Genomic DNA, 25,755 nt, shown 5'->3' on the forward strand with positions numbered 1-25,755 from the left:
CGCCGCACAACCAAAGGACTAGATGGGCACTGCCCGTCGTATGCGCATCACCAGCACGGCGGCCAGCAAACAGGCTGCGCCTGCGGCGAACAATGCGGGGTTATAGGTCAGCAGCAGCGTGCGGGTCAGACCGGCACCGTAGGCCGCAGTGGCCGCGCCCAGTTGGTGCGCAGCAAACACCCAGCCGAATACCGGACCCGCCCGCTCCTTGCCAAAGGTTTGCGCCGCCAGCTTGACCGTGGGCGGCACCGTGGCAATCCAGTCCAGTCCGTAAAACATGGCAAACAGCGAGAGTCCATACAGCGTGAAGGTCGAAAACGGCAGCCAGAACAACGACAGGCCGCGCAAACCGTAGTACCAGAACAGCAGCTTGCGGTTGTCAAAGCGGTCCGACAGATAGCCCGACAGCGTGGTTCCCACCAGGTCAAAGGCACCCATCATGGCCAGTACCGATGCGGCTGGAACTGCACTCAGGCCGTTGTCGCCACACAGCGAAATAAAATGGGTCTGCAGCAAACCGTTGGTACTCAGGCCGCAGATGAAGAAGCTGGCGGCCAGAATCCAGAAGACCTTGTTGCTTGCCACTTCCGCCAGAATCGTGAACGGCCCCAAAAAGTTCATGGGCAGAGGCGCTGGAGCCGCTTCATGGGGCTTGCCTTCGGGTTCACCAAAGGGGCGCAGGCCTATCTCTTGCGGATGGTCACGCATGAAGAGCGTAGCCAGCACACCCACTACACCGCACGCAATGACCACGGGCAGCACCGCGTATCGCCAGCCCATGTGCTCGATAATCCAGGCCGCCGCCGGGAGAAACAGCAGCTGGCCAGTGGCGGTGCTGGCCGCAAACAGACCGACAACCAGCCCGCGATTGGTGGTGAACCACCGGTTGGCCACCATGGCTCCCAGAACCAGCGCCGTGAGGCCGGTACCGCAACCCAGCACCACACCCCATAGCAAAAACAGTTGCCACAGCTGCGTCACGCCAGTGGCCAAGGCCATTGCCACGGCAATACAGCAGGCGGCCACCACCATGATGCGGCGCAGGCCGAACCGCGCAATGAAGATGGCAGAAAACGGCCCCAACAGGCCAAACAGTGCAAAGCGCACCGCAAAAACCGATGAAAGCTGGTCAGTGGTCCAGCCGAACTCACGACTCAACGGTTGCAGCATGGCGCCGGGAAGTCCTAGCGCAGCCGAGGTGGTGAGCATCGCCAGAAAGGTGACGATGGCAATCACCCAGGCGTAGTGGACGCCACGGCGCTGAAGCATAGAAGTGGTGAATTGGGCAATCATCGGCATTCCATTACAGTTGCATATGCAAATATTGTAGATACAATCAAATGCCATGAAAACCAAGTCAAGTTCTGTGAAGGCAAGCAGCCCGCATACCGCCCCCAGCGGCTGCAGCGCCAAGAAGCTGCGTCAACTTTCGCGCCGGGTGAGCCAGCACTTTGATGCCATCGTTGCCCACGCCGGGCTGAAGACCACGCAGTATTCGCTGCTGTCCCAGACCCAGACGCTGGGGCCGATTCGCCCGGGTGACCTGGCCCATGCCATGGAAATGGACGCATCCACTCTAACCCGCAATTTGCAACCGCTGGTGGCACAAGGATGGGTATCGGTCGGCCCCGGTGAAGACGGACGCAGCCGCTTGGTCAGCATCACGGCACAGGGCCGTGAAAAGCGTGCACTGTCCCAACGGGAGTGGAAACGCGCTCAACTGGCCTTCAATGAGCGGGTGGGTGAGGATCTGGTGAGCCGTCTGCACGCCGTCATTGACGAGTGCCTGGAACGCATGAATGAGGAACCGGAAACAGAATCGGCTGAGGCTGCTTGAGGGCGTGCCTTAGGCACGGCCATTATCAGGAGCGTCGCACGCCCGAAGCCCCCATGGCGCGGCTCAGCCACAGACTCGCCACCACCAAAGGCAGCGCAATGCCAAAGGACCAGCGGATGCCAAAGCTCTGCGCCACATAGCCCAGAAGTGGCGGCGCAAGTAGAAAGATCACGAACGCAGTTTGCGCCAGCGAGGCCACGTTCACCGTGGAAGGCCGATCGGTGCGCTGTGCCGCAGCTGACATGGCCAGGGGGAAGATGGCACTGCTGCCCACACCCAGCAAGGCAAAGCCCAGCAAGGATAGCCAGGGCACCGGTGACACGAACACCAGCACATCGCCCACTGCCAATACGCTGACCAGAATGCGCGCCACCGTGACCGGACTGTGGCGCTCCACAAAGCCGTCGGCGAAATAGCGCGTGAGGGCCTGCGCGGCGGCACCGGTGGCCACCGCCACCCCTCCCCAGAATGCGTTGGTGCCAAACACGTTTCGCATGTAGATGGCAGACCAGTCAAAACCGGCGCCTTCCAGCACCATGGCAGGCAGAGTGACCACCACCAATACCAGAATGGCAGCGGTTGGCAAGGCAAAACGCTGTGGCTCAGCCTGCGCATGGTTGTGATCGGCTTCGCGCAAAGGCGCCGCTTCAAACTTGCCCAGCAACAAGGCGGTACCCAGCAGTGCCAGCACCACCACACCGCTGAGATGCTGCAGCGGAGTCACGCCCAGATAGGCCATCAGGGCGCCCAGAGCCGCTGCAGTGAAAAAACCAATGCTCCAGAACGCATGCGAGCGATTCATCAGGCGACGCCCGCTCTGGTGCTCGGCGCGATCGGCCTCCAGATTCACCACCACTTCCACCGAGCCAATCAACAGCCCGGCAGGAAACAGGCAGCAAAACATGATCAGCGGCGAAGTCGCCAGCGAGGCCAGTACGTAGAAGATGGGCAGGCACGGCAGTAGCCAGAGCAGGGTGCGCCTGTGCCCCAGCCGTTCGATCACGTTGGCACCAAAGGTAAGCGAAATCAGGGTTCCGGCGGCAACGCCAATCAGTGCCAATCCGAAAGGGCCTTCCCCTACGCCCATGGCGTGCTGGATTTCGGCAAGTCGCGGAAAGAAACCGCCCATGCAGAACGAATACAGGAAGAAACATGCAAACACCCTGCGGTGCTGCGGCATGTCCACACCCAGGCGCCACATCAGCGAGCGGTCTACTGTCATGCCGCCGTCTTGCGCCGTGATTTCCATGCGCCTGCCAGGATGACCAGACCCGGGATCAGGATCATGGCCCAGATGATTTTGTCCAGATGCAGTTTGACCCAGGGAATGTTGCCGAAGAAGTAACCCACACTGATGATGCCCACCACCCACAAGGTGCCGCCCAGAACATCAAACACCATGAAACGTGAACGGGTCATCTGCGCCACGCCGGCCACAAAAGGCGCAAAGGTGCGCAGGAAAGGCATGAAACGCGCCGCAACGAGTGTGATGCCACCGTACTTTTCATAGAACGCATGCGCCTGGTTGAAGGCCTTCTTGTTGAAGAAGCGCGAATCTTCCCAATGAAAAACCTTGGGTCCAATGAAACGGCCAATGGTGTAGTTGGACTGGTTGCCCAGAATGGCCGCGGCCAGCAGCAAGGCCACCGAGTAGCCGTAGTGCATCAGCCCCGCACCGCACATGGCACCCACCACGAACAGCAGCGAATCGCCCGGCAGGAAGGGCATGACCACCACCCCGGTCTCCACAAAAATAATCAGGAACAGCAACGCATACACCCACAAGCCGTAGTTTTGGATAAAAAGCTCCAGATGCTTGTCGACATGCAGAATGAAATCAAGGAGTTGGGGAAGAATGTCCATAACCTTCGATTATCTCTGGCTTGTTTGCCGCTCCTGTGACACCCGGCCATCGCCCTAAAATGGCTGGGTGAACGCCGTCCTCTCATCCCCCTCCCCCCGTCGCCCCATCCGCGAGCTGCCCGACGAACTCATCAGCCAGATTGCCGCCGGTGAAGTGGTGGAGCGCCCCGCTTCCGTCGTGCGCGAATTGGTGGACAACGCATTGGACGCCGGCGCCACGCAAATCACCGTGCGCCTGCTGGCTGGCGGCGTGCGCCTGATCAGCGTCGAGGACGATGGCATGGGCATCGTGCGCGAGGAATTGCCCATTGCCTTCAGGCGCCATGCCACCAGCAAGATCGGCAGCCTGCTGGAGCTGGAATCGGTAGCAACCATGGGCTTTCGCGGTGAAGCGTTGGCGGCCATCAATGCGATTGCAGACTGCGCCATTCTTTCCCGGGTTGCGGGTACGTCAGAAGCGTTCCTGCTGGATGGACGCACCGGTGAATTGCGGCCAGTGGCACGCAGCACCGGCACTACCGTGGAAGTAAAGGAGCTGTTTTACAGCACTCCCGCACGACGCAAGTTCCTCAAGACCGACGCAACCGAGCTGGCGCACTGCATCGAATCCGTGCGCCGCCATGCCCTGGCGCGCCCCGACGTGGGCTTTGCCATCTGGCACGAGGGCAAGCTGATTGAGCAATGGCGCCGCTGTGCGGCATTCGATGCGGGCACCGGTCTAGTTGTCGACACGGGCGAAGCATTGGACGCGCTGGACCAGCGTCTGCACGACGTGCTGGGTGCCGACTTTGTAGCGCAAAGCATCCGCATCCAATGGGTCAGCCGCAACCCGTCGCAACTGCCACGTCCCGACGCACAACCTGCGTTGCGTGTCTGGGGCCGTGCCGGCATCCCCGATGCGGCCCGCTCGCGCGCAGACCAGCAGTTTGCCTACGTCAATGGCCGCTTTGTGCGCGACAAGGTCATCACCCATGCAGCGCGCAGTGCGTATGAGGATGTGCTGCACGGCAACCGCCAACCCATCTATGCGCTCTACCTGGCCATGGACCCGACCCGGGTGGATGTGAACGTACACCCCACCAAGATCGAGGTGCGTTTCAGAGACAGTCGCGAAGTGCATCAGGCTGTTCGCCACGCGGTGGAAGACACTCTGGCCGTACCGCGCGCGCAAGCAGCGGCGCAAGGCGCAGCAGACGCAAGCGCGCAAGCAGCGCCTGCTCCTACGTGGACTCCATCTGCTTTGGGTTCGACGGCATTTGCCCCGGAGCCGAACCGGGCGAGCAGCACGCCGATGTACTCGGCACAGCCCAGCATGTCCTTTGGCACACAACCCCAGGGCGGGCACCGCGTCAGCGAGTTGGGCGCCCTGTGGTCCAAGAGCCCCGCGCCCACCCTCGCACCTTCCACGCCTGCAACGGGTGCTGCATCTGCCCCCGCGCCTTCCAGCGAAGACTGGCCTTTGGGACGTGCCCTGGCACAGCTGCAAGGCGTCTATATCCTGGCCGAGAATGCACAAGGCCTGATCGTGGTGGATATGCATGCGGCCCATGAGCGCATCGTCTATGAGCGGCTCAAGAACCAGTTGGGCTCGGCCAGCACAGCGGACGGCTTGCTGCAAGGTCTGTCCAGCCAGCCGCTGCTGATTCCCGTGACCTTTGCCGCCACACCGACCGAGGTGGCAACGGCAGAAGCGCATGCCGATACGCTGCACACACTGGGTCTGGAAATTTCTCCGTTCTCTCCCAAGACACTGGCCGTACGCGCCGTGCCCAGCGCGCTGGCGCAAGGAGATGCCGTGGAGCTGGCACGTAGCGTATTGGCAGAACTCAGCCAGCACGACGCCAGCACGGTCATTCAACGTGCCCAAAACGAGTTGCTGGCCACCATGGCCTGCCATGGTGCCGTCAGGGCCAACCGCAAGCTGACGATTGAAGAAATGAACGGCCTGCTACGCGACATGGAAGCCACGGAGCGCAGCGACCAGTGCAACCACGGCCGCCCAACCTGGCGCCAGATCAGCCTGCGCGATCTGGATGCGCTGTTCCTGCGCGGCCGCTAGGCCCCTTCCCTATCAGGAAAGTACCTTGGGCACGCGGTTGTTGCGCAGCCGGAAGGCATCCGGCATACCCGAACCCAGCAAAGGGCGCAGGTAGAGCCTGAATGCGTCCGTCACCCCGGTACCGGAGGAATCGATGAACTCGTCTTCCATGGTGCGGGTCTTGCCTGCCACTGCGTCCAGCGGCAGCAGCTCATAGTCCACGGAATAGAAGCCGGTGCGCTTGATGGAAACAGAGCCATCCTTGCCACCCCACATGGCAAACTGCACGGCCTTTTCGCCGACCTCGCGCGCCTCGCGCTGGTCCACATCGGACACGCAGCCGATGAAGGAACGCTGCAGGTAACCGAAGGTATCACCACGTACCCGCTTGATCTTGAGCTTGCTCTTGATCTCCTCGCACAGCAGATCTGCCAGCGCCCCATTGCCGGACAACTGCACATTGCCATGGGCATCGTGCTCCAAATCCTTAGCCAGCAAGGTAGCAATGGGCGCACCGCTGGCGTCGTGAATGCCTTCGGAAACTGCAATGACACAGCGGCCGTAGCGCTCGTAGGTTGCCTTCACGTCGGCCAGGAACTGTTCCAGCACAAAAGTGCGCTCCGGCAGATAGATCAGATGCGGACCGTCGTCAGGGAATTTCTTTCCCAGTGCGGATGCGGCTGTCAGAAATCCGGCATGGCGCCCCATCACAACGCCCACATACACACCGGGGAGCGCGGCATTGTCCAGGTTAGCCCCGGCAAAGGCCTGCGCCACAAAGCGTGCGGCGGATGGGAAGCCGGGCGTGTGGTCGTTGCCCACGAGGTCGTTGTCAATGGTCTTGGGAATATGGATGGCGCGCAGCGGGTAGCCGGCCTTGCGCGCCTCTTCGCTGACGATGCGCACGGTGTCGCTGGAGTCGTTGCCACCGATGTAGAAGAAGTGACCGATTTGGTGCGCCCGCAGCACCTTGAAGATCTCTTTGCAATACGGCACATCGGGCTTGTCGCGGGTGGAGCCCAGCGCACTCGAAGGCGTGTTGGCCACCAGCTCCAGGTTGTGGCTGGTCTCCTGGGTCAGGTCCAGAAAGTCCTCGTTGATGATGCCACGTACGCCATGCATGGCGCCGTAGATGTGCGCCACTTGCTGGAAGCGTCTGGCTTCCAAGGCAACCCCCACAAGCGACTGGTTGATGACTGCAGTGGGACCACCGCCTTGGGCTACCAGGATTTTTCCAGAGGACATAGGGGTACGTTAGGTTTTGTCGGGCTGATCGGTGCTGAGCGCCTGAAAGGTCGCCCAATCGGTATCGCCATTGCTCTCCACCGCATCGGGCACTGGCAATGGTCTGACAGTGCGTCTACGCTCGACAAGCCCCAGATCCATGGCTTTGGATTTTTCGGGGACCCGGCCAACCTTGGCCGGGGCTGCTTCGGAGGCAGGTGGGGGGGACTTGCGGGAACTCACGTGGATTCACTGGGTATTTTTGATTTGGCTTGGAGCCACCTTTGCCTTCAACCCTGCAGGCCCACAAGGACCGCAAAATTTGAAAGAAATTGCAGTTTAACGACTGACAGCGGTTTTTCAAGCGATTTCCAGCAAACCCTTCCCTACCCATTCCCCATCGGGAGCATCAGTGCCCGCCGCCCAGGTAGGCCGCCTTCACGGCCGGGTCGTCGCGCAGCTTGGCAGCTTCGCCATGCACCGAAATACGGCCGTTTTCCAGCACATAGCCATAGTCCGCCACCTTGAGCGCCGCAGCAGCGAACTGCTCCACCAGCAACATGGTTACGCCACGGGATTTCAGGTCCTCGATGATGCGAAACACCTCCTCCACCAGAATCGGCGCCAGGCCCATGGAGGGTTCGTCCAGCAGCACGATCTCGGGGTTGAGCATGACGGCGCGGGCCATGGCCAGCATCTGCTGCTCACCACCGGACAGCGTGCCGGCCAACTGGTTGCGACGCTCTTTCAGGCGGGGAAACAGCTCCATGGCCTTTTCCAGATCCCCTTGCACATCCCCTTTGGGGCGGCTTCCGGTCAGGCGCGGGAAAGCGCCCAGGATCAGGTTGTCGGTCACGCTCATGGTGGCGAATACGCGCCGACCTTCAGGCGAATGGGCCAGCCCCAGCTTGGCAATGGTGTAGGACTCCAGTCCATCCACACGCTTGCCATGCAGGCTGATTTCGCCCGCAGTGGGCTTGATCATGCCGGAGACCGCGCGCATGGTGGTGGTCTTGCCCGCACCGTTGGAGCCAATCAGCGTAACCACTTTGCCCTTGGGCACTTCAATGGAGATGCCGTGCAGCACTTGCACCTTGCCGTAGCCGGCTGCCAGATTTTTGATACTCAACATGGTGAAATCCTGTTCTTATGCAGCGGTGCCACCGAGGTAAGCCTCGATCACTTTTTCATTGGCCTGCACTTCAGCGGGCTTGCCCTCGGCAATCTTCTGGCCAAAGTCCAGCACCGACACGTTGTCGCACACGCCCATCACCACGTCCATGTGGTGCTCGATCAGGATCACGGTGATGCCGTGGTCACGGATCTTGCGGATGATGGCGATCAATTCCTTGATGTCGGGCGCGGTCAGGCCTGCAGCTGGCTCATCGAGCAGCAGCAATTGAGGGTCCAACGCCAGCGCGCGGGCAATTTCCAGCAGGCGCTGCTTGCCATAGGGCAGATTGCGCGCTTCCTCGTTGGCCAGATCGGCCAGACCGACAAACTCGATCAATCCCAAGCCACGCTCAATGGAAGATGCTTCTTCCCGGTTGTAGCGCGGGCTGTGCAGGGCAACGTCCACGATGTTGCTGCGGAAGGTGTGGTGCAAGCCGACCTGCACGTTTTGCAACGCCGTCATTTCACCGAATAGCTGCACGTTCTGGAAGGTACGTGCAATGCCTGACAAAGCGATGTCGGAGGATGTGCGGCCGACGACGGAGCGGCCAGCGAACTCGATGGCGCCGGCTGTGGGCACGTAAATACCGGTCAGCACGTTCATCATCGTGCTCTTGCCGGAGCCGTTGGGGCCAATCAGTCCGTGGATGGTGCCGCGCTTGACCGAGATGTCGACCTGGTTGATGGCCTTGAGACCGCCAAACTGCATCAGCACGCCCTTGGCCACCAGCAAGTCCTTGCCAGCGTCCGTGGCCGAGGCGTTCATGATGGCGTCCTTGTGGGCGCCAGCGGACAGCACCACGGCACGGCCGGCGCGCGGACCCTTGCGTACAAACAGGGTACGCACAAAGCCGACGATGCCGTCCTGCAGGTAATACACCACGAACAGGATCATCAAACCGAAGATGGACAGGCGCCAATCGGTAATCGACTGCAGCCAGAAGGAAAAGCCCGCCAGCGCCATCGTGCCCACCACTGGCAGTACCATGGCCTTGGGTGTGGTCATCTTGCGAGCAATGGCAATGGCTCCTCCCACCAGCATCAGCACGGCCAGCGTAGAGGCCACCTGACGGAACAAGTCCAGATCATCCAGCAGCTTGGGCAATATCACGATGATGGCCGCCCCCAGGAGCGAACCCACGCGTGACTTGCGTCCGCCCATGATCACCGCCAGCAGGAACAGCACCGTCAACTCAAAGTTATAGGTATTGGGCGAAATGTATTGCTCGGAATAGGAATACAGGCAGCCGGCCAGACCGGCAAAGCCGGCACTGATCACAAAGGCATACACCTTGTAGCGATACACCGACACGCCCATGCAGTCCGACGCGACCGGGCTGCCACGCAGGGCTTCGAAGGCGCGCCCCAACTGGGACTTGAGAATGCGGTCCACCACCACCAGCGAGATCACCATCAAGGCCAGCACGGTCCAGTAGAAACCGTTTTCATTGAGCTGCATTCCCGCAATGCTGGGCTTGGGGATCTTGATGCCCAGAGGTCCTTCGGTGAGGAAGTCCATCTCATTGATCAGGATCTGGATGATGGTGCCAAAGGCCAATGTCACCATGGCCAGGTAAGGGCCAGTTACGCGCAAGGCCGGCAGGGCCAACAGCGCTCCGAAGCCTGCCGTCACGCCTATGCTGGCCGGGATGATCACCCACAGCGGCGCACCCAGTTTCATGAAGAACACGCCAGCCGTGTAGGAGCCCACACCGAACAGACCTGCGTGTCCCAGAGAGACCTGGCCTGTGTACCCCACCACAATGTCCAGACCGAACAGCAGGATGGCGTAAATCATGATCGTTCCGATCATGTGGATGTAATACGGGTTGCTGGTGTAGAGCGGCGCAGCCGCGAGGACGGCAATACCAACGATGCCGGAAATTAGAGACTTGCTGTTCATGTTCAGACTTTCTTGATCGCGGTTTTGCCGAACAAGCCGGAAGGTTTGAGTGCCAGTACCAAGAGCAGCAGCACCAGACCGGGAACGTCCTTGTAGCCGGTGGACAGGTAGAAGCCGGTGGTGGTCTCGGCCACACCCAGGATGATGCCACCCACGATGATGCCCATACCGCTGGTCAGGCCGCCGATGATGGCCACCGCAAACGCCTTGAGACCGAGCACCGCCCCCATGGTGGCACCGGTCAATGTGAGGGGCGCAATCAATGCGCCGGCAAATGCCGCTGTGGCGGACGACAGCGCGTAGGAGAAGGTGATCACCAGCCCGGTATTGATACCCATGAGCTTGGCCGCGTCACGGTCATTGAAGGTGGCAACCACGGCCTTGCCGTAAATGGTCTTGCGGTTGAAGAACTCCACCGCCAGCATCATCAGCACCGCACCCACCACCACCAGCACCTCCATGGGCAGCACGTTGGCGCCCAGGAACTTCATGGGAGATTCCGGCAGGGGCGAAGGGAACTTCAGGTCGTCACGCCCCCAGATGTTCTCAGCCACGTTCTTGAAGATGATGCCCAGCGCGATGGTGGACATGATCCAGCCGAACTCGCTCTTGATCTTGATGGCGGGAGCCACACCGATGCGCTCTACCACCGCACCTTGTACCAGACCAAACACAATCACCACCGGCAGCATGGCCCAGTAGTTCATACCCTTGTTGACCAGTGTCAGCCCCACCATGGCACCCAGCATGAGCGCATCACCCTGACCGAAGTTCAGGGTGTCGGAGGTCTGGAAGGTCAGTTGGTAGCCAAAGGCAATGACCGCGTAAATCATGCCCAGCGCAATACCGCTATAGACAAGTTGTAACAGGATTTCCATAAGTGGGTCTCTTGCAAAAAATCAGTGAATGAACTGCGCTCCGGCTGAAAAAAGGCACCGCGCCAGCCTTGTGGACTGGGGCGATGCCCGGAGCATTGCCAGCAATGCGAGGCTTATTTTTTGATGACCAGAGCGCCCTTGGCGTTCACGTCCTTCACACGCACTTCGGAAGCCTTCTTGAAGTCGGCTTCATAGGCATACACCACGCGCTGGCCCTTGACTTCACCGAACACCGGAATGTTGGCGGTAATGGCTTCGTGGTCCTTGGCGGTGAAGGGCTTGTTGTAAGTGGTCACCACGCCTTCAACCGGAGCCTTCAGGTCTTCCAGTGCGGCCTTGATCTTCGGGCCTTCGGTGGAATTGGCCTGCTTGATGGCCGCGGCCAGCAGGTAGATGGAGTCATAACCCTGCGCTGCCGACACAGGCGAGTCGATGCGGGCATTCTTGGGGTTGAAGGTCTTCAGGTAGTTGATGATGAAGGATTGACGCTTGGGCGTTGTAGGTTCTTGAATAAAGGTTTGCGGCATGCGTGCACCTTCTCCACCGGGGCCGGCGTTGTCGATGTAGTTGGCCATAGACAGGGTCCAGCTGCCGACCATGGGAACTTTCCAGCCCAGCTTGGTCATGCCGTTGGCAATCTGTGCCAGCTCAGGTCCGATGCCGTAGGTCAGGATGGCTTCTGCACCGGCTTCCTTGGCCTTGAGCAGCTGTGCCGTCATGTCCACATCCTTGATGTTGAACTTCTCTACAGCCACTGGCGAAATACCCTTGAGCTTGAGCGCGGCCTCCAGGTCGGCGCGACCGAGCTGTCCGTAGTTGGTACTGTCAGCCAGGATGGCGACCTTCTTGAAGCCACGCTTGGCAATGGCCTCTTCCACGATCATGGGGGCCTGGATGCTGTCGTGCGCCGCATTGCGGAAGATGTAGTTTTCGGGCTGGTCATCAAACTGGTGGGTGATGACGGAGCCGGTGGCCACGTTGTTCATGACGGGAATCTTGGCTTCCTGGTAGAAGCGTTGCGAAGCCAGGGCCACACCGGTGTTGATGAAGCCCACGGTAGCGGTGACCTTTTCCTTGTTGATCAGTTCTTGCGCGATTTGCACGCCACGCTCGTTCTTGGCCTCGTCGTCACGCTCGACGACTTGCAATTGCCGACCCAGCACACCGCCAGCCTTGTTGATTTCATCCACGGCCAGCTTGACGCCGTCACGCATGCTCACCCCCATGGAAGAAGAACCACCGGTAAAGGGGCCAGATACGCCGATCTTGATGGGGTCTGCAGCCTGTGCCATGCCGGCAAAACCGAGGATGGCAGTGGAAATGGCGATAAGGGAGGCGCGCTTGGCGAATTGAAATGTCATGTTGTCTCCATATTGAAAATAAATCCTGCGACGTGCTTGCCAACCAGCTTGCTGACTGTTGCCGTCAACGCCCAAATCTGATGTTCGGGTCGATGCAGTAATCTAAACGAATTTATCAAACTTCGCCGTCGTTCTTTTTGCTTGCCGATAGCAAAAGGCACTTATTTGCCTTGAGAAATTTTCAGTGGCAAGCCCAAAAAAATTAATCGTCAAAATACTTAAGGGTTAACCCCTGTCGCCGGGGAGACTCGCACAGATTTAGTGCGGCACTACCCGAGAAAAAAAGTTGAGAACGATGACGCCTGAAGAGATCAATCCAATGCCGATGAACGCGGGTACATCCAGCTCCTGATTGAACAGCAGCCAGCCCACCAGCGTGATCAGCACCACACCCACGCCCGACCACACCGCATAGACCACGCCCACAGGCATGGTGCGCAGGGTCAGCGACAAAGTGTAGAAGGCGGCGGCATAGCCCAACACCACCAGCACGGAGGGCAGCAATTTGGTAAAGCCATCGGACGCCTTCAGCGCCGAAGTGGCTATGACTTCCAAAACGATGGCAACTGCCAGATACAACCAGTTCATGCTTTATCCCGCCTTGATGCAACGGCCCACTAGAATCATCCGGCTGATGACCCTCCCTCCCGACTCTACAACTACGCATGCCGCGCGCCTTCCTCGCAACCGACGCGTTCTGACAGAAATACGCTCCTTGTGGCACCTGGCCTGGCCCATTCTGATCGGGCAACTGGCCACGGTTGGCATGTCTGTTACCGACGTGGCCATGGCGGGGCACGCGTCCGCGCAGGACTTGGCCGGCGTGTCACTGGGCGTGTCCATCTGGAACATGACCATGCTCACCTTGATGGGCTTGTTGATGTCCATCAATCCGCTAGTGGCCCACCACGTGGGTGCTGAAGAGCATCATGCCATTCCCCATCTGGTGCGCCAAGGTTTGTGGAAGGCTCTGGCAGTGGGGTTGCTGGCCTTCGGAATCGCCAATCTGGCGGCCCAGGTATTTGATGTCATGAACCTGGAGCCCAAGGTGCGCGCCGTAGCCAAAGACTTTGTGCACGTCGCCAGCTTCGGCCTGCCGGCCTTCTCCTGCTACCGCGTGCTGTACGGATACAGCACCAGCATCAACCAGACCAAGCCCATGATGGTGATTGCCCTGGTGGCATTGCTGCTCAATGGCTGCATCAACTGGTTGCTGGTCTTTGGCAACGGGGGCTTTCCTGCCCTGGGCGGCGTGGGCTGCGCCTGGTCCACCATGCTGTGCGTGTGGTTCAACCTGAGTGCCATGTTGCTGTGGATGCGGCTAAGCCCCGCCTACCGCCGAACCTGGCCGTTCACCCACTTTGAAGGACCCAATGCAGCCAAGCTGCGCAGCCTGTTCCGCCTGGGATTACCCATAGGCGTGACCTACTTTGCCGAAACCAGCGCCTTCAGCCTGATCGCGCTCATGGTTGCCAAGTTTGGCAGTGCCCAAGTGGCAGCGCACGCCATTGCATTGAACTTCACCTCGCTGACTTTCATGGTGCCGCTCAGTCTGGGGCTGGCCCTGCTGACCCGCGTGGGTCAGAGCCTGGGCGCTCAGGACGCGGTGACCGCGCGCTTTCGCGCCTGGGTCGGTGTGGGCGTGTCGCTGGCCTTTGCCATCCTGTCGGCGGCCGGCATGGCACTGATGCGTCATGGCATTGCGTCTGCCTATACCAGTGACGCCACCGTTGCGACAGTGGCCGCGCACCTGCTGCTCTTTGCCGCCCTGTTCCAGATATCCGACTGCACACAAGTGGTCCTGAGTTGTGCCATCCGCGGCTACAAGGTCACGCGCTCGCCCATGGTGCTGCATCTGGCGGCCTTCTGGGGTTTTTCACTACCCCTGGGCGTGGTGTTGGGGTTGGCGCCGCAGTGGCTGCCTTTTGCGCCAGCGCAGCCCATGCAAGCGCAGGGATTCTGGATTGCGCTGGTAGTCGGCCTGACCGTCGCTGCCACCGGCCTGGCGTTCATGCTGCACAACGTAACGCGCAAACGCATTCTTGCGAGCTGACCCATGCAGCCTATAGCCATGACCGACACTCCCGCCCACAACCGCATGTCCACCGCCATGGTGGTCTTGACGCTTTCCATGCTGCTGGGCCTGCAACCCATCACCACCGATCTCTATCTGCCTGCCCTGCCCGGTCTCACACAGGACCTGGGGGCCAGCATGGCGCAGGCCCAGCTCACGCTCTCTGCCCTGCTACTGGCTTTTGGCGCTTCGCAGCTGGTGTGGGGCCCGGTGTCTGACCGCTTCGGGCGCAGGCCGGTTCTGCTGGTTGGCCTGCTGGCCTACTTGGTAGCGTCCATCGCCTGTGCGCTGGTGTCCACGATGGAGCAACTGATCTACTGGCGCACGCTGCAAGGCATTGCCATGGGTGCTGCCGTGATGTGCGCACGCGCCATCGTGCGTGACCTGTATGCGCCGGCACAAGGCGCCACCGCCATGTCCAAGGGCTTGAGCGGCCTGGGCGTTCTGGCCTGCATTGCAGCGCCGCTGGGGGGCGTGCTGACCGCGCTGTGGGGTTGGCACGCGGCCCTGTCGGCGCTGGCCGCGTTTGGCGCGCTGGCTCTGGTCTTGATCGCCTTGCGCTTTGAAGAGACCGTGCCCCAAAAAAATCCGCGCGCACTGGAGTGGCGAACCTTGTTGCGCACCTGGCTGCACATTCTGCGCAACCCGGAATTCGTTGCCTTCTCGGCACTCTCACTGTGCTCCTACGGCGGACTCTTCACCTTTCTGGCAGCATCGTCCTTCGTCTACATCAAGGTACTGGGCTTCACCACCACGCAATATGGTCTGACCATGTTCCTGAACTCCTTCATCTACCTGGTCGGCACATTTGCATGCCGCCGCATGGTGCGTCATCTGGGCGTACGACGCACGGTGGCTTGGGCGGGATTGGCTTCGCTGGCCTGCGGCGTCGGCATGCCCTTGCTGGCTTGGTTGGGCTTTCGCGCGGGTTGGGCCATCATGTTGCCCATGAGCGCCTTCATCTTCGGTCATGGCATACACCAGCCCTGTGGGCAAAGTGGTGCGGTAGGCCCCTTCCCGCAAGCGGCTGGCGCAGCTTCTGCCATGAATGGCTTTCTGATGATGCTGGCAGCTTTTTTCACCGGGCAATGGTTGGGCACGCATATGGATGGAAGCGTGTTGCCACTGGCCTGGGGCATGGGCTTTTGGAGTGTGCTACTGGTCCTGAGCGCCTGGACCCTGGTGCAACGCTATGGCGAGAACTGAGTCCGCACCCCTGCCCTTTCACATCGCGCTGGCAGGGCCAACCGCTTCAGGCAAGACCGCAGCCGCGCTGGAAATTGCCAGGCGCTGGGACGTGGAAATCATTAGCGTGGACTCTGCGCTGGTCTACCGCGGCATGGACATAGGCACCGCCAAGCCGAGCGCTGAGGAGCGTGCCGCCGTAGTCCACCATCTGATCGACATCCGTGACCCTTTGCAGGCCTATAGCGCGGCCGAATTTGTGCGTGATGCCCGCGCACTGATGCGGGACATCCAGGCGCGCGGCAAACTGCCCTTGCTGGTGGGCGGCACCATGCTGTACTTCAAGGCCTTGTTTGACGGACTGGACGACATGCCACCGGCCGATGCAGCCGTACGTGAGGCCCTCTCGCAGGAAGCCCTGGAAAAAGGCTGGCCCGCCATGCATGCCCAACTGGCGTTGGTGGACCCCGTTACCGCACAGCGCCTGGCGCCGGCGGACAGCCAGCGCATCCAGCGTGCGCTGGAAGTGTTTCGCGTCAGCGGGCAACCGCTGTCGCATTTTCATGCGCGGCAATCCGAAGGCGACGCGAACGTGCACACCGGCGCCCTGATTTCCCTGGAGCCCACCGACCGCGCTTGGCTGCACGCACGCATTGCGCAGCGTTTTGACGCCATGCTGGCGGCAGGTTTCCTGAAAGAGGTCGTGGCACTGCGTGCGCGCGGTGACCTGCATATCGATCTGCCCTCCATGCGCTGCGTGGGATACCGTCAGGCCTGGGAGGCGCTGGACGGCCTGTGGCCCATGGCCGAGCTGCGCGACAAGGGCATTTTTGCCACGCGCCAATTGGCCAAACGCCAGATCACCTGGCTGCGCTCCATGCCGCAGCGTCACATCGTGGCCTGCGATCAGCAAGATGCACTGAGCCACGTACTGCACCAAGTGGATTTGGCCTGCCGGGCGCACCACCCCACACCATGACCCTGCACATTCAAAACTTGAGCAAACGCTATGGCGACGCGCCGGTGTTTGCCCATGTCACCTTGGACGTGGTGCCAGGCGAGTTTGTAGCCATCGTGGGGGAATCGGGCGTGGGCAAGTCCACCTTGCTCAATTGCATGGCTGGCCTGGACCATTGGGACAGCGGCAGCGTGCAACTCCAAGGCACGGACCTGGCCACGCTGGACGAAGACGCACGTGCGCTGCTGCGCCGTGAAAAGGTGGGCTTTGTCTTCCAGGCTTTCCACGTGCTGCCGCATCTGGACGTGGCACAGAACATTGCCCTGCCCTTGCTGCTGCTCAACCGGCCCGACGACGCACGGGTGCAGGCCATGCTCGATGCCATGGGTATGGGCATGCTGGGTCGGAGGCTGCCGCAGCAGCTCAGTGGCGGTCAGTTACAGCGGGTGGCCATCGCCCGTGCACTGGTGCACAAGCCGCGCCTGTTGCTGGCAGACGAGCCCACCGGCAATCTGGATCCGACCACGGCAACCTTGGTCATGCGCGCGCTGGTGGACCAATGCCGGGCCCACGGCGCCTCCCTGGTCCTGGTCACCCATTCGGTAGCCGCTACGGAACAGGCGGACCGTGTTCTGCAACTGCGTGCCGACGGTCTGCAGCCGCTTGCTGGCTAGGGCATGCGGCCTGGGCGCCGGTTGCAATTGCCGCGGATTCTCACAGACTGTTACACCTTGGGCAGGCCATTTCCCGCGGGCAGCAATTAAGCTCGGCGGGACTGGAGGAAACCCGACCCATGAGCTGGAAAATTTCACGCTTTTCATCGAGCCTGCTGGGGCTCCTGCGTGATGCGGATGTCGAAACGCAAGCTCCTTCCCAGACCGAACTGATACGCGCACGCATGATGGATTGCATGGCCGATTACCTGGACCGCCATTGCACGCAGCGCCCGGTATGGCGCAAAGTCATGAATGCGCCCGACATACAGTCGCTGTGGTATCTGCGTAGCGAAGTCATGCACCTGCTGTGTGACTATTGCGGTGAGACCTTGGCCACCCGAAAGATTCAAGCCATTACCGAGCTGTTTCGCGGCCACGTGCCCGCTGCCCAGTTCGCCAGCAGCCAACGCAGAAACTAGGTTTGGGCGTGGCACCACGGGCGCGCCCGCAAACCCGCACAATGCGGGGATGTTTTCCCCTTTGTGGCCACTGCTCAAAACGTTTTCCCTGCAGGAGCTTTTGCACCACCCTTGGCGCAATGTGGCCGCCGTGGTGTCTGTCATGTTGGGTGTGGCACTGGCATTTGCCGTCCACCTGATCAACGAGTCCGCACTGGACGAGTTCTCGCAGGCGGTGCGTTCCGTGGATGGAAAGGCAGATCTGGAGTTGCGCAGTACATCGGTCAATGCCGAATTCAGTGAAGCGATCCTGTCCACCTTGCTGCAACGCCCTGAGGTTTCCATTGCAGCACCGGTGCTGGAGCTCAGCACCTACGCCCTACTCGACGGCACCGGCGGCAAACCGCCACAACGTCAGCTGCTGCGCATCGTCGCCGTGGACGCCTTGCAGATGGGCCTGCTGGCGCCTGACCTCATGCCACTTCCGTCGGGCAATGACGGTCGCATGGCCCTGTTTGCTCCCGACACGGTATTCCTGAATGCAATGGCCAGCCTGCGTCTGGGCAGCACCCAAGTGAACCTGCAGCAGGGTATGCAACTGAAGTCTGCGCGGGTAGCCGGCAGCGTGCATGCCGGTGGCAGTCCGCTGGCGGTGATGGACATTGGGGCAGCGCAGGACTTTTTTGGCAGACAAGGGCGGCTCAGCCGCGTGGACATACGCCTCAAGCCCGGCACCGACCGGGACGCTTTCGTGCGCGCCGTGCAGTCCACACCCGGCTGGAGCAAGGATGTCGTGCTATCCCCACCCGGTGATGCGGCCGAGCGCGTCGGCAACCTCTCGCGCGCATACCGTGTCAACCTCACGGTGCTGGCATTGATCGCCCTGTTCACTGGCGGCTTTCTGGTGTTTTCCGTATTGGCCTTGAGTGTGTCGCGCAGGGCCCAGCAGTTCGCCTTGCTGGGCGTGCTAGGCCTGACCGGGCGCCAACGGCTGCAGCTGGTCCTGCTCGAGGCCGCCGTGCTGGGGCTTTTGGGCAGTGCACTGGGTATCGCGCTGGGGACCGGGCTGGCCGCCACAGCGTTGCGACTGCTGGGCGGCGATTTGGGCGGCGGTTATTTTCCCGGCGCTGCGCCAGCATTGCAGTGGAGCTATGTCGCTGCCATGGTCTTCGCCACCCTGGGTGTGGCCACGGCCCTCCTGGGAGCCTGGTGGCCTGCCCGACTGGCTCAGGCGCTGCCCCCGGCGCAAACACTCAAGGGGCTGGGTGCCTCGCTGGCGCGGCACCAGCGTGCCTGGGTCGGACCGCTGGTGCTGTTGACGGGCGTCTTGCTGGCCTTGATGCCGCCCATGGCTGGAGTGCCCTTGGCGGCCTACGTCAGCGTGGGCCTGTTGCTGATGGGCGGCATCGTCGCCCTACCCTGGCTGGTGGGCGTGGTACTGGATCGGCTGGCGCCTTGGGTGGCCCACAAGGCCTTGCCCATGCTCGCCGTGGAGCGCGCGCGCCGCGTGCGGGAGAGTGCGGCCGTGGCCGTCAGCGGCGTGGTTGCCTCCCTCAGTCTGGCCGTGGCGTTGACCGTCATGGTGAGCAGCTTCCGGCTTTCCGTGACCAGCTGGCTGGACACCGTGCTACCTGCATCCCTCTACGTGCGCAGCGCCGTGCATGGCAGCGCCAATGAGCTGAGCTACTTCGATGCCGCCTTCGTGCAGGCCGCATCGCATGTGCCAGGCGTGGAGCGCGTCAGCGTGCAGCGCAACGTGCCTTTGAACCTGGACGATTCGCGCCCTGCGGTTGCCCTCATGGTGCGCAGCCTGCGCGACCCTGCAAGCGGTGTGCTGGGCCTGCCGCTGGTGGGAGAAGCGTTGCCGGTGCCCGCAGGACAGATTGGCATCTATGTGAGCGAAGCCATGGTGGATTTGTACGGCGCGCGGACGGGCACCCGATTCACGCCCCTGGAGAAGATATTTGCCGCAGACCCTCACCCAGGCTCCGCTGCCGCGCCGGTGTTTTTCGTGGCCGGTGTATGGCGTGACTACGCCCGCCAGTTCGGCAGCATTGCACTGGACCGGGCTGACTTTGCCCGGCTCAGCGATGACACCCGGGTCAACGACATTGCGTTCTGGCTCACACCCGAAGCCAGCGTGGATGGCGTGGAACAAACCCTGCGCGATCTGGCCGACCGACTGGACCCCGCGGGCGGCGGCCATGCGGGTCAGTTGCTGGAATTCGGCTCGGCAGCGCAAATACGTGCCATCACGCTGAAGATTTTTGATCGCAGCTTTGCCGTCACCTACTGGCTACAGGCGGTGGCAGTGGGTATAGGCCTGTTTGGCGTGGCGGCAAGCTTCAGTGCACAGGTATTGGCACGGCGCAAGGAGTTCGGGTTGCTCGCCCATCTGGGGCTGACTCGGCGGCAGATTCTGCGCGTGGTTGCCATGGAGGGCGCGACATGGACCGCGTTGGGCGCACTGGCAGGTGTGCTGCTCGGCCTGGCCGTATCCGTGGTGCTGGTGCACGTGGTCAATCCGCAAAGCTTTCACTGGACCATGGAGCTCACCATTCCGTGGTTGCGTCTGCTAACGCTTTCTGTGGCCGTTATTGCGGCAGGCACCATCACCGCCTGGGTGTCCGGGCGATCGGCCGCCGGTCGCGACTCGCTGATGGCCGTCAAGGAAGACTGGTAATGCGTCGGATTGAAGGTTGGCTCAGGTTGCCTGGGGCCTCGCCATGGCCGACAATGGCAGCCATATAAACGACGGGCTGATGGCTTTGCCGCGCCCTGTACTCTCCGGGAAGGAAACGCAACATGCGATGGAAGTCGATTGCCCTTGCCTGCGCCGCTCTGGTGGCGTGGGGGGCACATGCTCAAACCGAGACCCTGATGGTCAAACGCGCCGCCGAATTGCGGCAAGGCCCTTCAGAAACCACACCGACGGTGATCTCCCTGCCAGCACAAACACAGATCACGCGCCTGCCTGAACGTCAGGGCCCGTGGATGCACGTCAAGACCGATGCCGGACAGGTCGGCTGGATCCATATGTTCGACGTGGGTTCGGCAGCGTCCACCGCCAGTTCAGGCGGCGGCGCCAGCGGTGCCTTGCGCGGGCTGACCAACTTCTTTGTCAACAACGGCGCCAAGACCACCACTACTGCCACATCCACCGTGGGCATACGCGGCCTGGGCGCCGAGGACATTGCCAATTCGCAACCCAATATGCAGACCTTGAAGCAGGCCGAAGGCCTGCGTGTGGACGCGGCACAAGCCAAACGCTTTGCCAGCGACGAACAATTGACGGCAAGGGCGGTGGACCCACTTCCTGCGCCGCAACCTCCGGCGGCGGCCCCGGCTGGGGATGACGTATTTGGCACCGGCAAACGGAGAAACTGATGAAACGCGCCATACCAACTCTCACACTCGCGCTGGGATTGAGCTGTGCCCTGCTGAGCGGTGCACAAGCTCAGGATCTGGGATCGGCCCTGGGGGGATTGCTGCAAAACCTGGGCAAGTCCGGCAACAATTCCAACAGCAGCAATTCCGAAGGTCTGGGCAAGCTGCTCAACCTCAACGGCAGCAACAATGCTGCGCCGACCAACAACGCCAAGTCCGAAGGGCAAGATCTGGTTGGCCTGCTGACGCAGTCACTGGACCAGATCGACGAGCCCAAGGAAATCGAAATCGGACGCAACCTGGCCGCGGTGTTGCTGGGTGCCAAACCCATGCATCCCAACATGGCGCTGCAGCGCTACGTCAACCGGCTGGGACGCTGGATCAGCCTGCAATCCTCGCGTCCGGACCTACCCTGGACGTTTACCGTGTTGGATGACAACGGCTACAACGCCTTTGCCGCCCCCGGTGGCTACATCTTTGTGACCAAGGGGCTGATTGATTCGCTCAAGGACGAGTCCGAACTTGCCGGTGTGCTAGCGCACGAAATCAACCACGTGATTTCCAAGCACCATCTCAAGGCGATCCGCAAATCGGCGCAGACCGGTCTGTTGACCAAGCTGGTGGCCAGCCAACTCAGCAAGAACGTGCCAGCCGGCCTGTCCGAGCAATTGCTCAATATCGGGCGGGACCTTTACTCCAAGGGTCTGGACCAGAGCGACGAACTGGAAGCAGACCGCAATGGCGTGGCCTTGGCAACACGCGCCGGCTTCGACCCCTATGGTCTGGTGGCCGTCCTGACGCAACTGCGCACGGCTGCGCCCGACAACCCCATGTTCACCTTGCAGATGAGCACCCATCCTCCGGCCCAAGTCCGCCTGGATCAACTGGAAGTCGCCATGGGGCAGCGCCTGGACCAATTCTCTGGAACGCCGCCCATGCCCTTGGCACCCCGACTGGCCAAGCTGGGGAATAGCAAATAGCGCTTCCTGAATGACCAACGCAAGCCGTCGACGCCTGTTGGGCAAGGGCTTGCTGGGTGCCTTGGCAGCCCGGTCTGGCTTGGGCGCTACCGATCTGCGTGCCGCGCCAGCAGCAACGTCGGTGGCCGAAGTCAGGCCGCGTCATCTGGTGTTTCCGCGGGATGCCGGCGCCCACCCGGAGTTCAAGACAGAGTGGTGGTACATCACCGGCTGGCTGGGCCAACCGGAAGCCAGCCATGGCTTTCAGATCACCTTCTTTCGCAGCCGTGTGGACGGCACACAGGGCATGCAATCACGCCTGGCAGCGCGACAACTGCTGTTCGCCCATGCGGCCATCACCGATGTACAGGGCAAGCGCATGTGGCACGACCAGCGCATCGCCCGCTGGTCTGGTGAAACACCCGGACAAAACCCTGCCGACAATGCTTCGGCCAGCGTGTTGGACACGGGGGTCGTCCTGCACGACTGGTCCCTGCTGCGTGAGGGAAGCGATCTGCGGGCCCGCGTGACGGCCGAGGACTTCTCCATGGACCTGCGCTTTGGCACCACCCAGGCAGTGCTTCTGCAGGGTCAGCAAGGCCTCTCGCGCAAAGGGCCGGATACGCGCCAGTCCAGCTATTACTACAGCCTGCCGCAGCTCAAGGCCAGCGGTGTACTGACGCTGCAAGGCACGCCCGCCAAGGCGGATACGGGCACTGCGTGGCTGGACCATGAGTGGAGCGAGGAAATGCTGGCCGGTGGCGCCGTGGGGTGGGACTGGATGGGCATCAACCTGTTTGACGGCAGCGCCCTCACAGCCTTTCGTCTGCGCGACAACCGTGGCAACGCCATCTGGGATGGCGGCTCGTTCCGCTCCGGCGTCACCCAGTACACCTTCAGCCAGGGCGAGGTGATCTTCAAACCGGTACGCTTTTGGCAAAGTCCGCTGAGCCAGGCCCGCTACCCGGTGGAATGGGTGGTGCGCACGCCCGCTGATTTCTATACGGTCAAGGCCGTGGTGGACAACCAGGAACTCGATAGCCGTAACTCCACGGGCGCGATCTACTGGGAAGGTCTGTGCGAAGTGTGGGACAGCAACAATCACCGGGTCGGCCGTGGATACCTGGAAATGACCGGATATGCTTCGGCGCTCAGACTCCAGGGCTGATCCCCGCTTGCCAATCCCTGAAAATTGGCGGTTGCTATTGCAGCAATCGCCCCCACCTTCGCTGCCATGACCAAAGAACGCCCCAAAGCCAGCAATCCCAAATCCCTTTCCGGTCTTCTGCCGTTTCTCAGGCCCTACCGTGGCCGCATTGGCCTGGCTCTGGTGTTTCTGGTTCTGGCAGCCATGGCGACGCTGGCGTTTCCCCTGGCACTGCGCAGCCTGATCGACGGAGGCCTGGTACAGGCCAACAAGGGTGAACAGGTCATGGCTTTGCGGGAGCATTTCGCGGTGCTGTTCGCGGTCGCGGTGGCGCTGGGGTTGACGTCTGCTGCACGCTTTTACATGGTGAGCTGGCTGGGTGAACGGGTCACTGCGGATTTGCGCAATGCGGTGTACCGGCATGTGCTGCATCAAAGTCCCGAATTTTTTGAAACCACGCAGACCGGTGAAGTGCTCTCGCGCCTGTCGGCCGACACCACGCTGGTGCAGACCGTGGTGGGTTCCTCACTCAGCATGGGCCTGCGCAACCTCGTGATGGGAGTGGGCGCACTGGGCATCCTGATATGGACCAACCCGGTCGTCATGCTGCAAGTGGCGCTGGTGCTGGTGCTCATCGTGCTGCCCAGCCTGTGGTTCGGGCGCCGCGTGCGCAAGCTCTCCCGCGCCAGCCAGGACCGCGTGGCCGATTCCAGTGCCATTGCGGCTGAGGTGCTTAACGCCATTCCGGTGGTGCAAAGCTATACCGCCGAACACCGTGAATCCGACCGCTTCACCCAATCCACCGGCCAGGCATTTGACACCGCCCTGCGCCGCACACGTGCACGCTCGGTGCTGGTGGCCTTCATCATCATTGCCACTTCTGCAGCGCTGCTATGGGGCCTGTACCAGGGCACGCAGGCCGTGGTTGCCGGGCGTATCACCGCGGGGCATCTGGGTCAGACCGTGGTGTACGTGATCATTCTGGCGGGGGCATTTGCAGTGCTGGGCGAGGTGTACGGGGATTTGCTGCGGGCTGCGGGTGCCACCGAACGCCTGATGGAATTGCTCCATACGCAATCGCCCGTGACCTCGCCAGCCAGTCCGACTGAGGCGCCCATGCCCGTCAGCGGCAGCGCCATTGCCTTTGAGGCACTGGGCTTTCACTACCCATCCAGGCCGGGTCAGGCGGCGTTGAGCGATTTTTCGCTGGTCATTCAACCGGGGCAGACCGTGGCCATCGTCGGTCCCAGCGGCGCGGGCAAGAGCACGGTGTTCCAGCTGCTGCTGCGCTTTTATGACCCGCAAAGCGGCCGCATTGTGCTCGACGGAGTCGATACCCGAAAGATGTCGCTGCACGCCTTGCGCCAGCGTGTGGGCATTGTTCCGCAGGATGCTGTCATCTTCTCCACCACGGCCATGGAAAACATCCGCTACGGCAAACCGGGTGCCAGCGACGACGAGGTGCGGGCAGCAGCCAAGGCGGCCTTTGCCGACACCTTCATCGCCAACCTGCCGGAGGGATATGACACCTTTCTGGGTGAACGCGGCGTACGCCTTTCAGGGGGACAGCGCCAGCGCATCGCCATCGCGCGTGCCATGCTCAAGAACCCGCCTCTGCTGCTGCTGGACGAAGCCACCAGCGCGCTGGACGCGGAGAGTGAACGTGTCGTGCAGGAAGCACTGGAGTCCGCCATGCAAAACCGTACGACGCTGGTCATTGCGCACCGCCTGGCCACCGTGCAAAAGGCCGATCTGATTGTGGTGCTGGACCACGGTCGCCTGGTGGAGCAAGGCACCCATGCGCAACTGGTTGCGCTGGGCGGTGTATACGCTGGCTTGGCCGCCCTGCAATTCAACGCCTGAGGCACCGGGCCCCGGTGGAAGGGGCTCTGCGCGCTTGAATTGGTGCCTCTGCGCTCGTACACTTGGCGGTGTAACCCTATCCACTTCAGGAGCGCGCAATGGATCCAGTCAAGGCAAAGTCCACGGTCCCGGTGCAGGCGACCGAAAGCAGCAAACCCAAGCAGTCCGCACAAAAGGACCGCACTGAAGTGCAACCAGACGCCAATGCGGCGAAGAAGTCTGCCGACGCCCAGCCCAAACCCACCACCAACACGCGCGGCGAAAAGCTGGGGCAGCATCTGAACGCGGTCGCCTGAGTTTCACACCCAAAACGGCAAAGCGCACCATGGTCGCCATTACCGCCACCACCTACGCCACGCCTTCTGCCCAGGCGTGGCAGGGCCGTGCCAAGCTGGAACAGGCGCGCCGTGAAGCCGACGAGGCGGAGTCCGAAGCCAAGCAGTTGCGTACCGAGGCAGACCAGGCCGAGCAGGATGCACAAAAGAGCCAGGCCAAAGTGAACACTCTGAGTAACCAGTTGGCCCAGGCAGACAGCACTTACGCTTCGCAGTTGCGCAAGAAGGTCGCAGTGTCCGAATCCAAGAAGGTGCAGGACTTTCTGGCGCCAGTGGTCGCGGCCGCAGACAACAGTTTTTCCTTTCCCAGCAATCCGCTGCAGACGAGCAGCAACCCTTGGGCTTCGCTCAGCCAGAACCCGACAAGCGGCAGATTTGTCGATCAGACGGCCTGATGCGGCGCCACGTGCCCTCAGGCTAGGTCATAATTTTTTTGCATAGTTTGAGATTATTCCG

24 protein-coding genes are annotated in these 25,755 nt (G+C 61.5%); 14 read left to right on the plus strand and 10 right to left on the minus strand.

Annotated elements, in window-relative coordinates:
* Window positions 1–18 precede the first annotated feature (18 nt).
* Window positions 19–1,293 carry an MFS transporter gene (locus tag AAGF34_RS23575; protein ID WP_342618142.1) on the minus strand — a complete coding sequence of 425 codons (1,275 nt, stop codon included), beginning with the start codon at window positions 1,291–1,293 and terminating at the stop codon, window positions 19–21.
* 52 nt (window positions 1,294–1,345) lie between these two features.
* Here AAGF34_RS23575 and AAGF34_RS23580 point away from each other — a divergent pair, with 52 nt between their 5' ends.
* Entirely contained in the window at window positions 1,346–1,837 is a 492-nt protein-coding gene (locus AAGF34_RS23580) for a MarR family winged helix-turn-helix transcriptional regulator (RefSeq protein ID WP_342618143.1), read from the plus strand.
* A 25-nt stretch (window positions 1,838–1,862) separates the two neighbouring features.
* Here AAGF34_RS23580 and AAGF34_RS23585 read toward each other — a convergent pair whose 3' ends face one another.
* Complete coding sequence (locus AAGF34_RS23585) at window positions 1,863–3,086, minus strand: MFS transporter (RefSeq protein ID WP_342618144.1); 1,224 nt, start codon at window positions 3,084–3,086, stop codon at window positions 1,863–1,865.
* Window positions 3,056–3,700 carry a VTT domain-containing protein gene (locus AAGF34_RS23590; protein ID WP_342618145.1) on the minus strand — a complete coding sequence of 215 codons (645 nt, stop codon included), beginning with the start codon at window positions 3,698–3,700 and terminating at the stop codon, window positions 3,056–3,058. The genes AAGF34_RS23585 and AAGF34_RS23590 overlap by 31 nt, the downstream gene beginning before the upstream one ends.
* Before the next feature lie 67 nt (window positions 3,701–3,767).
* Here AAGF34_RS23590 and mutL point away from each other — a divergent pair, with 67 nt between their 5' ends.
* The gene (gene mutL, locus AAGF34_RS23595; protein WP_342618146.1) at window positions 3,768–5,759 is read left to right on the plus strand and encodes a DNA mismatch repair endonuclease MutL; all 1,992 of its coding nucleotides are present in this window, start codon (window positions 3,768–3,770) and stop codon (window positions 5,757–5,759) included.
* 12 nt (window positions 5,760–5,771) lie between these two features.
* On the opposite strand, the gene AAGF34_RS23600 is transcribed toward mutL, so the two are convergent.
* The 7 genes from AAGF34_RS23600 to AAGF34_RS23630 form a co-directional block, all read right to left on the minus strand.
* A complete protein-coding gene (locus AAGF34_RS23600; protein WP_342618147.1) occupies window positions 5,772–6,983 on the minus strand; it encodes a 6-phosphofructokinase in 1,212 nt (403 codons plus the stop codon).
* A 9-nt stretch (window positions 6,984–6,992) separates the two neighbouring features.
* Complete coding sequence (locus AAGF34_RS23605) at window positions 6,993–7,205, minus strand: hypothetical protein (RefSeq protein WP_342618148.1); 213 nt, start codon at window positions 7,203–7,205, stop codon at window positions 6,993–6,995.
* A gap of 166 nt (window positions 7,206–7,371) precedes the next feature.
* The gene (locus AAGF34_RS23610; protein ID WP_342618149.1) at window positions 7,372–8,094 is read right to left on the minus strand and encodes an ABC transporter ATP-binding protein; all 723 of its coding nucleotides are present in this window, start codon (window positions 8,092–8,094) and stop codon (window positions 7,372–7,374) included.
* Window positions 8,095–8,109: 15 nt separating this feature from the next.
* Window positions 8,110–10,038 carry a branched-chain amino acid ABC transporter ATP-binding protein/permease gene (locus AAGF34_RS23615; protein WP_342618150.1) on the minus strand — a complete coding sequence of 643 codons (1,929 nt, stop codon included), beginning with the start codon at window positions 10,036–10,038 and terminating at the stop codon, window positions 8,110–8,112.
* A 2-nt stretch (window positions 10,039–10,040) separates the two neighbouring features.
* The gene (locus AAGF34_RS23620; protein ID WP_342618151.1) at window positions 10,041–10,916 is read right to left on the minus strand and encodes a branched-chain amino acid ABC transporter permease; all 876 of its coding nucleotides are present in this window, start codon (window positions 10,914–10,916) and stop codon (window positions 10,041–10,043) included.
* Window positions 10,917–11,029: 113 nt separating this feature from the next.
* Window positions 11,030–12,208 carry an ABC transporter substrate-binding protein gene (locus tag AAGF34_RS23625; protein WP_342621169.1) on the minus strand — a complete coding sequence of 393 codons (1,179 nt, stop codon included), beginning with the start codon at window positions 12,206–12,208 and terminating at the stop codon, window positions 11,030–11,032.
* A 327-nt stretch (window positions 12,209–12,535) separates the two neighbouring features.
* Entirely contained in the window at window positions 12,536–12,865 is a 330-nt protein-coding gene (locus AAGF34_RS23630; RefSeq protein WP_342618152.1) for an SMR family transporter, read from the minus strand.
* 46 nt (window positions 12,866–12,911) lie between these two features.
* Here AAGF34_RS23630 and AAGF34_RS23635 point away from each other — a divergent pair, with 46 nt between their 5' ends.
* The 12 genes from AAGF34_RS23635 to AAGF34_RS23690 all read left to right on the plus strand — a co-directional run bounded on the left by AAGF34_RS23635 (window position 12,912) and on the right by AAGF34_RS23690 (window position 25,694).
* Window positions 12,912–14,330 (plus strand): MATE family efflux transporter, encoded by a 1,419-nt coding sequence (locus AAGF34_RS23635; protein ID WP_342618153.1) that lies wholly within the window; start codon window positions 12,912–12,914, stop codon window positions 14,328–14,330.
* A 3-nt stretch (window positions 14,331–14,333) separates the two neighbouring features.
* The gene (locus tag AAGF34_RS23640) at window positions 14,334–15,557 is read left to right on the plus strand and encodes a multidrug effflux MFS transporter (RefSeq protein WP_342618154.1); all 1,224 of its coding nucleotides are present in this window, start codon (window positions 14,334–14,336) and stop codon (window positions 15,555–15,557) included.
* Window positions 15,544–16,515, plus strand: a complete 972-nt coding sequence (gene miaA / locus AAGF34_RS23645) for a tRNA (adenosine(37)-N6)-dimethylallyltransferase MiaA (RefSeq protein ID WP_342618155.1) — start codon at window positions 15,544–15,546, stop codon at window positions 16,513–16,515. Before AAGF34_RS23640 ends, miaA begins: the two co-directional genes overlap by 14 nt.
* Window positions 16,512–17,168, plus strand: a complete 657-nt coding sequence (locus AAGF34_RS23650) for an ABC transporter ATP-binding protein (RefSeq protein WP_342618156.1) — start codon at window positions 16,512–16,514, stop codon at window positions 17,166–17,168. The genes miaA and AAGF34_RS23650 overlap by 4 nt, the downstream gene beginning before the upstream one ends.
* Before the next feature lie 119 nt (window positions 17,169–17,287).
* Window positions 17,288–17,629, plus strand: a complete 342-nt coding sequence (locus AAGF34_RS23655) for a hypothetical protein (protein ID WP_342618157.1) — start codon at window positions 17,288–17,290, stop codon at window positions 17,627–17,629.
* 49 nt (window positions 17,630–17,678) lie between these two features.
* Window positions 17,679–20,291, plus strand: coding sequence for an FtsX-like permease family protein (locus AAGF34_RS23660; protein ID WP_342618158.1), 2,613 nt, complete (start codon window positions 17,679–17,681; stop codon window positions 20,289–20,291).
* Between the two features lie 122 nt (window positions 20,292–20,413).
* Window positions 20,414–20,995 carry an SH3 domain-containing protein gene (locus AAGF34_RS23665; protein ID WP_342618159.1) on the plus strand — a complete coding sequence of 194 codons (582 nt, stop codon included), beginning with the start codon at window positions 20,414–20,416 and terminating at the stop codon, window positions 20,993–20,995.
* Window positions 20,995–21,975, plus strand: coding sequence for a M48 family metalloprotease (locus AAGF34_RS23670; RefSeq protein WP_342618160.1), 981 nt, complete (start codon window positions 20,995–20,997; stop codon window positions 21,973–21,975). The genes AAGF34_RS23665 and AAGF34_RS23670 overlap by 1 nt, the downstream gene beginning before the upstream one ends.
* A 10-nt stretch (window positions 21,976–21,985) precedes the next feature.
* Complete coding sequence (locus AAGF34_RS23675; protein WP_342618161.1) at window positions 21,986–23,122, plus strand: carotenoid 1,2-hydratase; 1,137 nt, start codon at window positions 21,986–21,988, stop codon at window positions 23,120–23,122.
* A 66-nt stretch (window positions 23,123–23,188) separates the two neighbouring features.
* Window positions 23,189–24,964 (plus strand): ABC transporter transmembrane domain-containing protein, encoded by a 1,776-nt coding sequence (locus AAGF34_RS23680; RefSeq protein ID WP_342618162.1) that lies wholly within the window; start codon window positions 23,189–23,191, stop codon window positions 24,962–24,964.
* 98 nt (window positions 24,965–25,062) lie between these two features.
* Window positions 25,063–25,260 (plus strand): hypothetical protein, encoded by a 198-nt coding sequence (locus tag AAGF34_RS23685; protein WP_342618163.1) that lies wholly within the window; start codon window positions 25,063–25,065, stop codon window positions 25,258–25,260.
* 29 nt (window positions 25,261–25,289) lie between these two features.
* Window positions 25,290–25,694 (plus strand): hypothetical protein, encoded by a 405-nt coding sequence (locus tag AAGF34_RS23690; protein ID WP_342618164.1) that lies wholly within the window; start codon window positions 25,290–25,292, stop codon window positions 25,692–25,694.
* The last annotated feature ends 61 nt before the right edge of the window (window positions 25,695–25,755 follow it).

The organism is Rhodoferax sp. GW822-FHT02A01, assembly GCF_038784515.1.
Lineage (GTDB): Bacteria > Pseudomonadota > Gammaproteobacteria > Burkholderiales > Burkholderiaceae_C > Allorhodoferax.

Bases quoted from the DNA above. Each gene is read 5' to 3' on its own strand.
- AAGF34_RS23575 (WP_342618142.1), bottom strand. From the start codon at position 1,293: ATGATTGCCCAATTCACCACTTCTATGCTTCAGCGCCGTGGCGTCCAC.
- AAGF34_RS23580 (WP_342618143.1), top strand. From the start codon at position 1,346: ATGAAAACCAAGTCAAGTTCTGTGAAGGCAAGCAGCCCGCATACCGCC.
- AAGF34_RS23585 (WP_342618144.1), bottom strand. From the start codon at position 3,086: ATGGAAATCACGGCGCAAGACGGCGGCATGACAGTAGACCGCTCGCTG.
- AAGF34_RS23590 (WP_342618145.1), bottom strand. From the start codon at position 3,700: ATGGACATTCTTCCCCAACTCCTTGATTTCATTCTGCATGTCGACAAG.
- AAGF34_RS23600 (WP_342618147.1), bottom strand. From the start codon at position 6,983: ATGTCCTCTGGAAAAATCCTGGTAGCCCAAGGCGGTGGTCCCACTGCA.
- AAGF34_RS23610 (WP_342618149.1), bottom strand. From the start codon at position 8,094: ATGTTGAGTATCAAAAATCTGGCAGCCGGCTACGGCAAGGTGCAAGTG.
- AAGF34_RS23615 (WP_342618150.1), bottom strand. From the start codon at position 10,038: ATGAACAGCAAGTCTCTAATTTCCGGCATCGTTGGTATTGCCGTCCTC.
- AAGF34_RS23620 (WP_342618151.1), bottom strand. From the start codon at position 10,916: ATGGAAATCCTGTTACAACTTGTCTATAGCGGTATTGCGCTGGGCATG.
- AAGF34_RS23625 (WP_342621169.1), bottom strand. From the start codon at position 12,208: ATGGCACAGGCTGCAGACCCCATCAAGATCGGCGTATCTGGCCCCTTT.
- AAGF34_RS23630 (WP_342618152.1), bottom strand. From the start codon at position 12,865: ATGAACTGGTTGTATCTGGCAGTTGCCATCGTTTTGGAAGTCATAGCC.
- AAGF34_RS23635 (WP_342618153.1), top strand. From the start codon at position 12,912: ATGACCCTCCCTCCCGACTCTACAACTACGCATGCCGCGCGCCTTCCT.
- AAGF34_RS23640 (WP_342618154.1), top strand. From the start codon at position 14,334: ATGCAGCCTATAGCCATGACCGACACTCCCGCCCACAACCGCATGTCC.
- miaA (WP_342618155.1), top strand. From the start codon at position 15,544: ATGGCGAGAACTGAGTCCGCACCCCTGCCCTTTCACATCGCGCTGGCA.
- AAGF34_RS23650 (WP_342618156.1), top strand. From the start codon at position 16,512: ATGACCCTGCACATTCAAAACTTGAGCAAACGCTATGGCGACGCGCCG.
- AAGF34_RS23655 (WP_342618157.1), top strand. From the start codon at position 17,288: ATGAGCTGGAAAATTTCACGCTTTTCATCGAGCCTGCTGGGGCTCCTG.
- AAGF34_RS23660 (WP_342618158.1), top strand. From the start codon at position 17,679: ATGTTTTCCCCTTTGTGGCCACTGCTCAAAACGTTTTCCCTGCAGGAG.
- AAGF34_RS23665 (WP_342618159.1), top strand. From the start codon at position 20,414: ATGCGATGGAAGTCGATTGCCCTTGCCTGCGCCGCTCTGGTGGCGTGG.
- AAGF34_RS23670 (WP_342618160.1), top strand. From the start codon at position 20,995: ATGAAACGCGCCATACCAACTCTCACACTCGCGCTGGGATTGAGCTGT.
- AAGF34_RS23675 (WP_342618161.1), top strand. From the start codon at position 21,986: ATGACCAACGCAAGCCGTCGACGCCTGTTGGGCAAGGGCTTGCTGGGT.
- AAGF34_RS23680 (WP_342618162.1), top strand. From the start codon at position 23,189: ATGACCAAAGAACGCCCCAAAGCCAGCAATCCCAAATCCCTTTCCGGT.
- AAGF34_RS23685 (WP_342618163.1), top strand. From the start codon at position 25,063: ATGGATCCAGTCAAGGCAAAGTCCACGGTCCCGGTGCAGGCGACCGAA.
- AAGF34_RS23690 (WP_342618164.1), top strand. From the start codon at position 25,290: ATGGTCGCCATTACCGCCACCACCTACGCCACGCCTTCTGCCCAGGCG.